The 12,448-nt window shown below is 74.5% G+C and carries 12 protein-coding genes; 9 read left to right on the forward strand and 3 right to left on the reverse strand.

Going from position 1 to position 12,448, the window contains the following annotated elements:
• The first annotated feature begins 40 nt into the window (after positions 1 to 40).
• Together KG102_RS15105 and KG102_RS15110 are read left to right on the forward strand one after the other, a co-directional pair.
• Entirely contained in the window at positions 41 to 919 is an 879-nt protein-coding gene (locus KG102_RS15105) for an amidohydrolase family protein (protein ID WP_208288220.1), read from the forward strand.
• A 57-nt stretch (positions 920 to 976) separates the two neighbouring features.
• Positions 977 to 1,672 carry a FadR/GntR family transcriptional regulator gene (locus KG102_RS15110; protein WP_208212750.1) on the forward strand — a complete coding sequence of 232 codons (696 nt, stop codon included), beginning with the start codon at positions 977 to 979 and terminating at the stop codon, positions 1,670 to 1,672.
• Here the strand turns inward: KG102_RS15110 and KG102_RS15115 are convergent.
• Positions 1,669 to 2,691, reverse strand: coding sequence for a LacI family DNA-binding transcriptional regulator (locus KG102_RS15115; protein WP_208212751.1), 1,023 nt, complete (start codon positions 2,689 to 2,691; stop codon positions 1,669 to 1,671). The genes KG102_RS15110 and KG102_RS15115 overlap by 4 nt on opposite strands.
• 90 nt (positions 2,692 to 2,781) lie before the next feature.
• Here KG102_RS15115 and KG102_RS15120 point away from each other — a divergent pair, with 90 nt between their 5' ends.
• Entirely contained in the window at positions 2,782 to 4,305 is a 1,524-nt protein-coding gene (locus tag KG102_RS15120; protein ID WP_208288219.1) for a UxaA family hydrolase, read from the forward strand.
• Between the two features lie 10 nt (positions 4,306 to 4,315).
• Here KG102_RS15120 and KG102_RS15125 read toward each other — a convergent pair whose 3' ends face one another.
• Both KG102_RS15125 and uxaC read right to left on the reverse strand, forming a co-directional pair.
• Complete coding sequence (locus tag KG102_RS15125; RefSeq protein WP_208288218.1) at positions 4,316 to 4,552, reverse strand: hypothetical protein; 237 nt, start codon at positions 4,550 to 4,552, stop codon at positions 4,316 to 4,318.
• A gap of 87 nt (positions 4,553 to 4,639) precedes the next feature.
• Positions 4,640 to 6,073, reverse strand: a complete 1,434-nt coding sequence (uxaC, locus tag KG102_RS15130) for a glucuronate isomerase (RefSeq protein WP_208288217.1) — start codon at positions 6,071 to 6,073, stop codon at positions 4,640 to 4,642.
• A gap of 194 nt (positions 6,074 to 6,267) precedes the next feature.
• Between uxaC and KG102_RS15135 the strand changes: the two genes are divergently transcribed.
• The 6 genes from KG102_RS15135 (at position 6,268) to eda (ending at position 12,421) form a co-directional block, all read left to right on the forward strand.
• Positions 6,268 to 7,308: a LacI family DNA-binding transcriptional regulator gene (locus tag KG102_RS15135; RefSeq protein ID WP_249667350.1), complete on the forward strand. Its 1,041-nt coding sequence runs from the start codon at positions 6,268 to 6,270 to the stop codon at positions 7,306 to 7,308.
• A complete protein-coding gene (locus KG102_RS15140; RefSeq protein ID WP_208288215.1) occupies positions 7,305 to 8,810 on the forward strand; it encodes a mannitol dehydrogenase family protein in 1,506 nt (501 codons plus the stop codon). The genes KG102_RS15135 and KG102_RS15140 overlap by 4 nt, the downstream gene beginning before the upstream one ends.
• Before the next feature lie 71 nt (positions 8,811 to 8,881).
• Positions 8,882 to 10,039, forward strand: coding sequence for a Gfo/Idh/MocA family protein (locus KG102_RS15145; RefSeq protein ID WP_208288214.1), 1,158 nt, complete (start codon positions 8,882 to 8,884; stop codon positions 10,037 to 10,039).
• Positions 10,036 to 10,875 carry a sugar phosphate isomerase/epimerase family protein gene (locus tag KG102_RS15150; RefSeq protein ID WP_208288213.1) on the forward strand — a complete coding sequence of 280 codons (840 nt, stop codon included), beginning with the start codon at positions 10,036 to 10,038 and terminating at the stop codon, positions 10,873 to 10,875. The genes KG102_RS15145 and KG102_RS15150 overlap by 4 nt, the downstream gene beginning before the upstream one ends.
• Positions 10,876 to 10,893: 18 nt before the next feature.
• Positions 10,894 to 11,661 (forward strand): IclR family transcriptional regulator, encoded by a 768-nt coding sequence (locus tag KG102_RS15155; RefSeq protein ID WP_208288212.1) that lies wholly within the window; start codon positions 10,894 to 10,896, stop codon positions 11,659 to 11,661.
• Positions 11,662 to 11,791: 130 nt separating this feature from the next.
• Complete coding sequence (gene eda / locus KG102_RS15160; RefSeq protein WP_208288211.1) at positions 11,792 to 12,421, forward strand: bifunctional 4-hydroxy-2-oxoglutarate aldolase/2-dehydro-3-deoxy-phosphogluconate aldolase; 630 nt, start codon at positions 11,792 to 11,794, stop codon at positions 12,419 to 12,421.
• The last annotated feature ends 27 nt before the right edge of the window (positions 12,422 to 12,448 follow it).

Genomic DNA, 12,448 nt, shown 5'->3' on the forward strand with positions numbered 1-12,448 from the left:
TCGCACGCCCCACTCATCGGACCACTGCTAGCGTCGAAGAATGCCCAATGTCGTGGACGCCCACCTTCAGGTGTGGAACCCGGAGGCGGTGCACTACCCCTGGATGACGCCGCAGAACGCGGCCCTGCACCGTCCGTTCCGGCTGGCCGACATCCGGGAACAGCTCGTCGACGAGGGCGTCGACTGGGTGGTCCTGGTGCAGGCCGCCGACAACCGTGCGGACACCGAGCTCATGCTGTTCCAGGCGCTCTCCTCGCCCCGGGTCGCCGGCGTGGTGGCGTGGGTCCCCCTCGACGCACCGGACGACGCCGCGGCGCTGCTCGACCGGTGGCGGCGTGAGCCCATCGTCGGGATCGGCCACGACGGACGCAACGGGAGCGGCGAGCCGGACACGTCGTGGCTCCTGGACACCGCCGTCGACGACGGCCTGGCGCTCCTGACCGAGCGCCGGCTCACCCTCGACGTCACGGCGCACACCCCGGCGGCGCTCGCGCACGTCGCGACGCTCGCCGAGCGCCACCCGAAGCTGACCATCGTCCTCGACCACCTCGGCGGTCCCCCGCTCGCGGCACTGCGCTCGGGCGACCGGGACGGCTGGGGCCGGTGGTCGGGGCTGCTCGGTGCGGCCGCCGAGCAGCCCAACGTCGTCGCCAAGCTGTCCGGGCTGACCACCGCGGCCGGGCCGGGCTGGCGGCCCGACGACCTGCGTCCCGCCGTCGACCGTGCGCTCGAGGTGTTCGGACCCGGCCGGCTCATGATGGGCAGCGACTGGCCCTCCGCGCTGCTCGAGGGCGACTCGTACGCCCAGGTGTGGCACGGGCTGCGCTCGACCGTGGACGGGCTGCCCGAGGACGCGCGCGCGGCGCTGCTCGGGGGGACGGCGACGCAGGTGTACCGGCTCCCGTTCGACTCGTTCTGAGCAGCTTCTGAGCAGCTTCTGAGCAGTACCGGTCCACGCAGGCACTAGGTTCGCACCGTGTCACGATCCGACGACGTGGTCGACGGGGTCAAGCAGATGATCCTCGACGGCCGCCTGCACGCAGGCCAGCGCCTCCCCGCGGAGAAGGAGCTCGCCGCGACGCTCGGCGTCTCCCGCGGCTCGCTGCGTGAGGGGGTGCACGCGCTGAGCACGCTCGGCATCCTCGAGTCACGGCACGGCGACGGCACCTACGTCACGACCCTCGACGCCGCGTCGCTGCTCGCGCCGGTCGCCTTCGTCGCCGACCTCCAGGACGACGCCTCGGGCTGCCACGGGGTCCGTCGGCTGCTGGAGACCGAGGCCGCCGGTCTCGCCGCGCTGCACATCGACGACGCCTCGCTCGCCCGCCTGCGCGCCGCACTCGACGAGACCGCGCGCGCCCTGGTGGAGGTCCCCCGCGACCACGAGCGGCTCGTCGACGCCGACCTGGCCTTCCACGAGGAGGTCGCCCGCGCGTCGGGCAACCCCGTCCTGGCAGCCCTGGTGGTGGGGCTCGCCGGCCGGGCGTCCCGGACGCGGATCTGGCGCGGGCTCCAGGACGAGCCGTCGGAGCGCCGCGCGTTCGTCGAGCACGAGGCGATCCTCGCGGCCGTGGCCGCCGGGGACCCGGACCGCGCCCGGCTGCGGATGGCGACGCACCTGCTGGCGCTGGAGGACGCGGCGACGGGCGCCTGGGCGGCCGCGCCGGCCTAGCGGACCGGCGTCGAGTCGCGAAGGACGACCTGCGTCGGCACGTGCGTCAGGCGCGGCTCGTCGGACGGGTCGGCCAGCGCGAGCTCGGTCGCGGCGATGCCCACCTCGACCAGCGGCACCCGCACCGTGGTCAGCGCGGGGACGACGTCGCGCAGCGTCGAGATGTCGTCGAACCCCGCGAGCGCGATGTCGTCCGGCACCCGGACCCCGCTCTCCCGGCAGGCCGCGAGCGCGCCGAGCGCCATGACGTCGTTGACCGCGAACACGAGCTCGGGCAGGTCCCCGCGGCGCAGCAGGTGGTGCATGGCGTCCTCACCACCCGCGTGCGTGAAGGCGCTGGGGACCACCGCGTCGTCCGGGACGGGGTCGCCCAGCTCGGCGAGCGCCCCGCGGAACGCGTCGCTGCGCTCGCGCGCCGTCAGGTGGTGCGCCGGGCCCGCCAGGATCGCGAACCGGCGGTACCCGCGCCCGTGCAGCGCGCGGGCCAGGTCCGCGGCGCCCTGGGCGTTGGCGACGACCACGGCGTCGACGCCGAGGATCGGCTGGCCGATCAGCGCAACCGACCCGCCCCCCGCGCGGTAGTCGGCCAGCGCCGCGCGCAGCTCGTCGTTGATCGACTCGTCGTCGAGCCGGCCGCCCGCGATGACGATGGCGCGGGCCCGCTGCCGCTTGAGCAGGTCGACCAGCACGCTCTCGCGGGCCGGGTCGTGCTGCGTGCTGGTGAGCGTCACCTGCAGGCCCTCCCGGTCCGCCGCGCGGGTGACTCCCGCGGCGATCGAGGAGAAGTAGGGGTCGGCGATGTCGTGCACGACGAGGCCGACGGAGGTCGTGCGGCCACGGGCCATCGCCTGCGCGTTGGCGTCCGGCGTGTACCGCAGCCGGGCCGCGGCCTCCAGCACGCGCTCGCGCAGGTCGGCGCGGACGGTGCGGTTGGCGCTGCCGTTGATGGCGCGGGAGGCGGTGGCGAGCGAGACGCCGGCCTCGCGGGCGACGTCGCTGAGCGTCACGGAAGCAGGCATGTTCAGGAGGGTAGGCGCTGGTCCGCGGTCGATGGGGAGTTCGGCGCGATCACGCGGGTCCGCGCGGCGGGAAAGCGGTATCCTGGCGCCGTGACGCTGAGCCTCGCCGACTGCGTTCTCGTGCTGCGCCCCGACGACGACGTCGGGGTGGCCACCCGCGACCTGCAGTCCGGGACGGTGCTCGACGCGCTCCTGGTGAGCCAGAGCGTGCCCCGGGGGCACAAGCTCGCGGTGCGCGCGGTCCCCGCGGGGGCGCCCGTGCGCAAGTACGGGCAGTCCATCGGCCGAGCCACCCGGGACATCGCCGTGGGTGAGCACGTGCACTCCCACAACCTCGGCATGGACGACGACGAGCGCGCGTACGAGTTCGGCACCGCGCGCGTCAGCCTGCCGGTGCCGGACGGCCCGGCCCGGACCTTCGACGGGTACGCCCGCGGCGACGGTCGGTGGGGCACCCGCAACTACGTCGGGATCGTCACGTCGGTGAACTGCTCGGCGTCGACCGCCCGGCTCATCGCCGACCAGTTCCGCGGCTCCGTGCTGGACGCGTACCCGAACGTCGACGGCGTCGTCGCGCTCACGCACGACACCGGCTGCGGGCTCGTCCCCACGAGCGAGGGTGCGCAGATCACGCTGCGGACGCTGCGCGGCTACGCGCGCCACCCCAACATCGCCGGGCTGCTGGTGCTCGGTCTGGGGTGCGAGATGCTGCCCGCGCAGTCGCTGCTGGACGGTCTGGACCTGCCGGCCGACAAGCCCGTCAGCACCCTGGTCATCCAGGAGACCGGCGGCATCCGCGCCACCGTGCGCGCCGGGGTGTCCGCGGTCCAGGCGATGCTGCCGGCCATCGACGCGCTCCGGCGCTCGCCCGCGCCCGTCTCCGAGCTGGTGCTCGGGCTGAACTGCGGCGGTTCCGACGGGTACTCCGGCATCACCGCCAACCCCGCGCTCGGCCACGCGTCCGACCTGCTGGTCGCCCGCGGCGGCACCTCGGTGCTCGCGGAGACGCCCGAGGTGTTCGGGGCCGAGCACCTGCTGCTGCGCCGCGCCGTGACGCGCGAGGTCGGGCAGAAGCTGCTCGACCGCCTCGACTGGTGGAAGGGCTACACCGCCGCCGGCGGCGGCACCCTGGACAACAACCCGTCCCCCGGCAACAAGGCCGGCGGGCTGACGACGATCCTCGAGAAGTCGCTCGGCGCCGTCGCCAAGGGCGGCACCGCGGAGCTCGTCGACGTCTACGAGTACGCCGAGCCCGTGACCGCCCGCGGCTTCACGTTCATGGACACCCCCGGGTACGACCCCGTCTCGGTCACCGGCCTCGTCGCCGGCGGCGCGACGGTGGTGGTGTTCACCACGGGGCGCGGCTCGGTGCTCGGCAGCAAGCCCGCGCCGTCGATCAAGGTCGCGACGAACACGGCCACCTACCTGCGGATGACCGAGGACATGGATCTCAACGCGGGGCGGATCGTCGACGGCACCGCGACCGTGACGTCCGTGGGCGAGGAGCTGTTCGAGCTCATCGTCGCGGTCGCGTCCGGGAGGCAGACCGTGTCCGAGGAGCTCGACCTGGGGGCCGACGAGTTCGTGCCCTGGCAGCTCGGTGCGGTGACCTGACGGTCGCCCGTCAGTCGTCGAGCCAGCGCAGCACGGTCCGGCCGAACGCACCCACGACGGCGAGCCGCGACGTGACCCCGCACGAGCGGCACGCGAGGGCGTGGTTGACCCAGGGCATGCCCTCGACCTGGTCCGTCGAGACGATGTCGAGCGTGAGCGCCTTGCAGGCCGGGCAGTGCAGCTGACCTTCGGGGTCGAGCTCGAGGGATGCGCCGGGCATCGTTGTCGACGACGTCGAGTGGCTCACTGCAGGGACCTCCGGGTGGTGCTGACTGTGCGGGTGCCCGCTCAGTGCACCACGTCAGGGGCCCTCAGCGCCCATCGAGCCCACCGGTCAGAGGCTGCGCGGGACCGCGTAGGCCTGCTTCGGGATGCGGTAGGCCAGGTCCTGCGCGGTCTCGATCGCCTCGTCCAGGTCGAGCCGGTGCTCGGCGACCAGCCGCGCGAGGAAGCCGGCGTCGACCCGGCGGGCCAGGTCGTGCCGGGCCGGTATCGAGCAGAACGCGCGGGTGTCGTCGACGAAGCCGGTCATGTTGGCGAAGCCGGCGGTGTCCGTGACGGCCTCCCGGAAGCGGCGCATGCCGTCGGGCGTGTCCAGGAACCACCACGGCGCCCCGAGCCGCACGGCGGGGTAGACGCCCGCCAGGGGCGCCAGCTCGCGGCTGAACGTGTCCTCGTCGACGGTGAACAGGACGAGGCGCAGGTTCGGGTGGTGGCCGAACGCCTCGAGCAGCGGGCGCAGCGCGCGCACGTACTCCGTCACCACCGGGATGTCGTAGCCGACGTCCGGCCCGCGCAGCTGCGCCACGGCGCGGTCGTGGTCGCGCAGGACCCCGGGGTGCAGCTGCATGACCAGGCCGTCCTGCGCCGACATGCGCGCCATCTCGAAGAGCATGTGCCCGGAGAACGCCTGGGCGGCGGCCGCCGTGACGTCGCCCCGCAGCGCCGCCGCGACGATGCGCTCCGCCTCCGCGTCGGTCAGCGGCGTCGTGTCGGCGGACAGGTGCCCGTGGTCGGTGGCGCGCGCACCGGCGGCGACGAACGTGCGGCGGCGCTCCTCGAGCGCGTGCACCAGGTCGCGGTACCCGTGGATCGCGATGCCGGAGCGCTCCGCCAGCAGGGCGACGTCGTCGCGCCACCCCGGACGGTCGACGTGCAGGACGGCGTCCGGGCGGAACGTCGGCACGATCCGCGACCCCCAGCCGCGCCCGGCCAGGTCGGCGTGGTCGTCCAGGGTGGCGGTCGCCGCGTCGGTGGTCGCGAGGACCTCGATGCCGAACCGGTCGAAGAGCGCGAGCGGCCGGAAGTCCGGCTTGTCCAGGCGCTCGGACAGCAGGTCGAAGAGGCGGTCGGCCGACTGCGCCGAGGGCTTCTCGTCCAGCCCGAAGACCTCCACCAGGACGTGCTCCATCCAGTACCGCGTGGGCGTGCCGCGGAACAGGGGCCAGTGGGTGGCGAACGTGCGCCAGACCTCGCGCGGCGCCGCAACCACGCCCGGGCGGTCGTGACGCGGGACGCCGAGCGCGTCGTGGGGCACGCCCTGCGAGACGAGCATGCGCACCAGGTAGTGGTCCGGCGTGACCAGCAGGGACGCGGGATCCGCGAAGGGCTCGTCGCGCGCCAGGACCTCGGCCTCGACGTGACCGTGCATGGAGACGATCGGCAGCGTGGCGGTGGCGGCGAGGATCTCCCGGGCGATCGGCCGCACGACCGGGTCGCTGGGCAGCGCCCGGTCGGGGTGCAACGTCCAGCCGGTCTCGCTCACCATCAGGTCCTCCTCGACCAGCGGGCCACCGCGCGATGACGGCGGGTGCAAACGCATTCATGGCAGCAAACCAGGTGCCGCGTGAGATGACAAGGGATTGTCGCGGCGCCGTGCCGCATGCCGGGACGACGGTTGCGGTTGCACCGGTCCGCGTGCTGCAATCGCATTCATCGGCATCGTCCGGGCGAGGAGGCACTGTGGGGGTCACCCTGCGCGACGTGGCGCGAGCCGCCGGCGTCTCGCCCGCCACGGCCTCGCGCGCCCTGAGCGCTCCGGACCTCGTGGCCCCGGCCCGGCGCGAGCACGTCCAGCAGGTCGCCCGCGAGCTCGGCTACCGACCCAACCGCGCGGCGCGTGAGCTGATCACCGGCCGCACCGGCAACCTCTGCCTCGTCGTGCCCGACCTGGAGAACCCGTTCTTCGCGGCGGTCGCCAAGGGCGTGCAGGCACGCGCCCGTGCGCTCGGGCTCGCGCTGCTCGTGGCGGACTCCGAGGAGGACCCCCGCCTCGAGGCGGAGCTCGTCGCGCACCTGGGCGCCCAGGTGGACGGCGTGATCCTGTGCTCCCCGCGGATGCCGGACCTCGACCTCGAGCGGCTCGGCCGGGAGGTCCTCGAGGACGACGTCCCGCTGCTGCTCGTCAACCGCCCGCACGAGGGTCTGCCGTCGGTCGTCATCGACAACACCGACGGCGTGCGGCAGGCCGTGGCGCACCTGTACGCGCTCGGCCACCGCCGGATCGGGTACGCGGGGGGACCGGTGGGCTCGTGGTCCGACTCCCAGCGGCGGCGCGGGCTCGAGCACGCCTCGCACGGCCTGCGCGACATCGAGGTGGTCGACCTGGGCCACTTCCCTCCCGTGTTCGGCGGGGGCGTCGCCGCGGGCGACCTGGTGGCGGCCGGCGGCGTGACCGCCGTCCTCGCCCACAACGACCTGCTCGCGCTCGGGATCCTGAGCCGGCTGCGCGCGCGGGGGGTCGCGGTGCCGGAGCAGGTCTCGGTCGTGGGGTACGACGACATCCCCGCCGCGACGCTGGTCTCCCCCGCGCTGACCACCGTGACGGTGCCGCTGGCCCGGCTCGGCCGGACGGCCGTCGACCTGCTGATCGAGGCGGGCTCGGCGCGCACGACCGCACCCCCGAGCGCCGACCCGCCCGGCTCCGTGCTGATCGGGGTCGAGCTGGTGGTCCGCGCGTCGACCGGCGTGGCGCCCGCGCGCTCGTCGGAGGCCAGCGGATGAGCGCCGGTACACCCCGGTTGTCGCGCACGACGCTGGCCGCATCCCGTCCGCGGGGCGTGCAGCTGCCCGCGGTCGACCCCGCGGACCTGCGCGTCGGCCTGGTCCACCTGGGGCTCGGCGCGTTCCACCGGGCCCACCAGGCCGTCTACACCGAGGACGCGGCCGCCGCTGCGGGCGAGACCCGCTGGGGGATCCTCGGCGTGACGCAGCGCAGCGCCCGCGTGGTCGACCAGCTCGCACCGCAGGACGGGCTCTACGGCGTGCTCACCAAGGGCACGGACCAGACGTCGCTGCGGCTGGTCGGCTCGCTGCGCGACGTGGCCTTCCCGGGCACCGACACGCCGCGGGTCGTCGCGACGATCGCCGCGCCGGGCACGCACGTGGTGACCCTGACGGTGACGGAGAAGGGCTACCGGCGGGCGGCCGACGGCGGCCCGGACCTGCAGGACCCGGACCTGGCGGCCGACCTGGCCGCGCTGGCCGGCGAGCTGCGCGGCGCTCATCCGGACTCCCCCGCCCGCTCCCCGCTCGGCCTGCTGCTGCGCGGGCTGGCGCTGCGCCGCCGCCGCGACGCGGGGCCCCTGACCGTGGTGTGCTGCGACAACCTGGCCGACAACGGGGCCGTCCTGGCGGCACTCGTCGCCGCGACCCTCGACGCCGTCCCCGGCGGCGACCGGCTGCGCGACTGGGTCGAGGCGTCCGTGCGGTTCCCGGGCACGATGGTCGACCGGATCGTGCCGGCCACCACCGAGGCGCACCGGGCCGAGGCGCGGGCTCTCCTCGGCCTGGACGACGCCGGTCTGGTCGTCGGCGAGCCGTTCTCGCAGTGGGTCGTCGAAGACCGGTTCGCCGGGCCTCGACCGGCGTGGGAGCGGGCGGGCGCCACCCTGACGGAGGAGGTCGCCCCCTTCGAGCGCGCCAAGCTGCGGGTGCTGAACGCGAGCCACTCGACGCTCGCCTACCTCGGCGCGCTGCGGGGGCACGTGACCATCGCGCAGGCCGTGGCGGACCCGGACCTGGTGGCCGCGGCACGGGCGCTGATCGACGACGACGTGCTGCCGACGCTGGTGGCCCCGGACGGCCTGGACCTGGCGGGGTACCGGGACGACGTGCTGGCGAGGTTCGCCAACCCGAACACCGGGCACACCACGGTTCAGGTGGCGATGGACGGCTCCGTCAAGCTCCCGCAGCGCCTGCTGGGCACCGTGCGGGACCGGCTCGACGCCGGCGCGGTGCCGACCGCCGCCGCGGGCGCGGTCGCCGCCTGGATCGCGTACGTCCGCGCCACCACGCAGGGCGAGCTCGAGGTCGACGGCTGGCGGGTCCCGCTCGACGACCCGATGGCCCCCGCGCTCGCTGCGGCTGCCGAGGGCCCGCTGGGCTCGCTGGCGGACCGGATGCTCGACGTGCGGGCCGTCTTCGGGGACGACGTGGCCGGCTCGGCGCCGTTCCGCACCGCCGTGCGCGCCGCCGTGGCCGAGCTGGTGACCGTCCGGGCGTGACCCTTGACGGTGCAAGTTGGTGGTGCGCTAGGCTGGAAAGCGCATTCCAGCCCTGCGGACCTCGGAGCATCATGACCACCCTGCGCATCGCGATGAACGGCGTCACCGGCCGGATGGGTTACCGCCAGCACCTCGTGCGGTCCATCCTGGCCATCCGCGACCAGGGTGGCGTCACGCTCGAGGACGGGACCCGCGTCCAGGTCGAGCCGATCCTGGTGGGCCGCAACGCCGACAAGCTGCGCGAGCTCGCCCGGCTGCACGACGTCAAGCACTGGACCACCGACGCGGACGCCGTGATCGCGGACCCCACGGTCGACGTCTACTTCGACGCCCAGGTGACCAGCCGCCGCTACGAGGCGCTCACCGCGGCCATGAAGGCCGGCAAGCACATCTTCACGGAGAAGCCGACCGCCGAGACGCTGGCCGACGCCGTCGACCTCGCGCGGCTGCGCGAGAGCACGGGCGTCACGGCCGGCGTCGTGCACGACAAGCTCTACCTGCCGGGCCTGGTCAAGCTCCGCCGCCTCGTGGACGAGGGCTTCTTCGGCCGGATCCTGTCGCTGCGCGGCGAGTTCGGGTACTGGGTGTTCGAGGGCGACGGCCAGGAGGCCCAGCGGCCCAGCTGGAACTACCGCAAGGAGGACGGCGGCGGCATCGTCGTCGACATGTTCTGCCACTGGAACTACGTGCTCGAGGGCGTCCTCGGCACGGTCAAGACGGTCAACGCGCAGGCCGTGACGCACATCCCGACACGCTGGGACGAGCAGGGCAGGCCGTACCAGGCCACGGCCGACGACGCCGCGTACGGGATCTTCGAGATCGAGACGCCGGGCGGTGACCCCGTGGTGGCGCAGATCAACTCGTCCTGGGCGGTGCGCGTCCACCGCGACGAGCTGGTCGAGTTCCAGGTCGACGGCACCCTCGGCTCGGCCGTCGCCGGGCTGAACCGGTGCGTCGCCCAGCAGCGCGCCCACACCCCGAAGCCGGTGTGGAACCCCGACCTGCCGGTCACCGAACCGTTCCGCGACCAGTGGCTCGACGTGCCCGCCAACGGCGACCTCGCCAACGGGTTCAAGCAGCAGTGGGAGGAGTTCCTGCGCGACGCCGTCGCCGGGCGCCCGCACCGCTTCGACCTGCTCTCCGCGGCGCGCGGCGTGCAGCTGGCCGAGCTCGGCCTGCGGTCGTCGGCCGAGGGTCGCCGCCTCGACGTCCCCACCATCACGCTGTGAGCGCCGATCTCAGCAGGCTGTCGCTGAACACGGCGACCACCAAGGCCTGGACGCTGCGTGAGGCCGTCGACGGCGCCGTGCGTGCCGGCCTGCCGGCGATCGGCCTGTGGCGCGACCGGGTCCAGGAGGCCGGGCTGGCCGAGGCCGCGAAGATCGTCGCCGACGCCGGCCTGCGCGTCTCGTCGCTGTGCCGCGGCGGGTTCCTCACGGCGGACGACGACGCTGCCGCCCGGGCCGCGCTCGACGACAACCGTCGCGCGATCGCCGAGGCGGCGACCCTGGGCACCCGCGAGCTGATCATGGTCGTCGGCGGGCTGCCGGGCGGGGTGGACCTCGTCGGCGCCCGCCGTCGCGTGGCCGACCGCATCGGGGAGCTGGCGCCGTCCGCCGCCGAGCACGGGGTCCGGCTCGTCCTGGAGCCCCTGCACCCGATGTTCGTCGCCGACCGGGCCGTCATCTCGACGCTCGGCCAGGCGCTCGACATCGCCGAGCCGTTCCCCGCCGACGTGGTCGGCGTCGTGGTGGACACGTACCACGTGTGGTGGGACCCGGACCTGCAGCACCAGATCGCACGCGCAGGGGTGGCCGGACGGATCGCGGGCTACCAGGTGTGCGACTGGGTCCTGCCGCTGGCCGCCGACGCGCTGCTGTCCCGCGGCCACGTGGGTGACGGGTACATCGACGTCCCGACGATCACCGGCTGGGTGGCACAGGCCGGCTACACCGGCGACGTCGAGGTGGAGATCTTCAACCAGGCGATCTGGGACACCCCGGGCGACGAGACCCTCGCGACGCTGACCGAGCGCTACGTGGGCCATGTCCTGCCGCACCTGTAGCTCCTCTACCGTGAGGCCATGACGACGTCGGAGGTGGGGTCGCCGGTCGAGGCGGTCGACCGTGCGCTGCTCACCCTCCAGGCGCTCGCGCGGGCGGGCGCACGCGGGCTGACCCTCGCGGACCTCGCCTCGTCGCTCGACCTGAACAAGACCACCGTGCACCGCGCGCTCGGGGCGCTGCGCTTCCGCGGGTTCGTGACGCAGGACCCCGCGACCGGCGCGTACGTGCTCGGCCCGGCGTCGACGCAGCTCGCCGACGACTTCCTGAGCGACGAGAACCTCCCCGCGCTGCTGCACCCCGCGCTCGTCGCGCTGTGCGCCGCGGTCGACGAGCTCGTGCACCTGGGCGTGCTCAGCGGGTCGGAGGTCGTGTACCTGGACAAGGTGGAGCCGGAGCGACCGCTGCGGGTGTGGTCGGCGATCGGCCGACGCAGCCCGGCCGTGACGACCGCGCTCGGCCGCGCCCTGCTGGCCTACGGCGGCGCCGATGGTCCGGTGCTCGAGGCCTACGTGCGCGCCGCGGGTGACCGGTCCCCCCGCGACGCCCGGGCCACCGCCGCGCTCCTCGCCCGCGTCCGGGAACGCGGGTTCGCGACCGAGGAGCAGGAGAACGAGACGGGGATCAGCTGCGTCGCGGTCCCGCTGCTGCGCGCAGGCACGCCGATCGCCGCCGTGAGCATCACCGCGCCCGCCGAGCGCATGACCCCCGAGCGCATCGACGCCCTGCAGGAGCAGCTGCGCGGCACCCTGCCGGCCCTGCTGCCCGCGGGGATCACGCTGCCGTAGCCGCAGCGATCCTCGGCACCGCCCCCATGTTCCGCTCCAGGGCGGGATCAACGTCGACGGCGGCTGGCTCGCCCGCTAGAGTCGTTCCGAACAACGGCACGGTCATTTCGCTACGCGGAACGGAAGTCTTATGGACACCCTGTCAGCCCTTGCCGAGGCCCGCCTCGTCCCCGTCGTCGTGCTGGACGACGCCGCCGACGCCGGCGCGCTCGGCGACGCCCTCGTCGCCGGGGGACTGCCCGTCGCGGAGGTCACGTTCCGCACCGCCGCGGCGCCCGACGCGATCCGGCTCCTCGCCGACCGCGGGGACATCCTGGTCGGCGCAGGCACGGTCCTCACGGCCGCGCAGGTCGACCAGGCCGTCGCGGCCGGCGCGAGCTACGTCGTCTCCCCCGGCACCAGCCGCGCCGTCGTCGAGCGCTGCCACGAGCACGGGATCCTCGCCCTGCCCGGTGCCGTGACGGCGACCGAGATCCAGGCGGCGCTCGAGCTGGGCCTCACCACGGTGAAGTTCTTCCCGGCGGGCACCTCGGGCGGCGCCCCGGCGATCGCGGCGCTCGCCGCCCCGTTCGTCGGCGTGCAGTTCGTGCCGACCGGCGGCGTGGGCCCGACGAACCTGCACGAGTACCTGGCCCTGCCCTCCGTCGCGGCCGTCGGCGGGTCCTGGATGGTGCCCCGGGACCGGATCCGCGCGCGCGACGTCGCCGGCATCACCGAGCTCACCGCAGCGGCCGTCGCGCTCGCCGCCCGCCCCGCCTGACCACCCGACCGACCTCACCGACGAGGA

The organism is Cellulomonas fengjieae, from assembly GCF_018388465.1.
In the GTDB taxonomy this organism is placed as follows: Bacteria; Actinomycetota; Actinomycetes; order Actinomycetales; family Cellulomonadaceae; genus Cellulomonas; species Cellulomonas fengjieae.

Excerpts from the sequence above, each read along its gene's own strand:
- KG102_RS15105 (WP_208288220.1), top strand. The coding sequence starts at position 41 with ATGCCCAATGTCGTGGACGCCCACCTTCAGGTGTGGAACCCGGAGGCG.
- KG102_RS15115 (WP_208212751.1), bottom strand. The coding sequence starts at position 2,691 with ATGCCTGCTTCCGTGACGCTCAGCGACGTCGCCCGCGAGGCCGGCGTC.
- uxaC (WP_208288217.1), bottom strand. The coding sequence starts at position 6,073 with ATGGTGAGCGAGACCGGCTGGACGTTGCACCCCGACCGGGCGCTGCCC.
- KG102_RS15140 (WP_208288215.1), top strand. The coding sequence starts at position 7,305 with ATGAGCGCCGGTACACCCCGGTTGTCGCGCACGACGCTGGCCGCATCC.
- KG102_RS15145 (WP_208288214.1), top strand. The coding sequence starts at position 8,882 with ATGACCACCCTGCGCATCGCGATGAACGGCGTCACCGGCCGGATGGGT.
- KG102_RS15155 (WP_208288212.1), top strand. The coding sequence starts at position 10,894 with ATGACGACGTCGGAGGTGGGGTCGCCGGTCGAGGCGGTCGACCGTGCG.
- eda (WP_208288211.1), top strand. The coding sequence starts at position 11,792 with ATGGACACCCTGTCAGCCCTTGCCGAGGCCCGCCTCGTCCCCGTCGTC.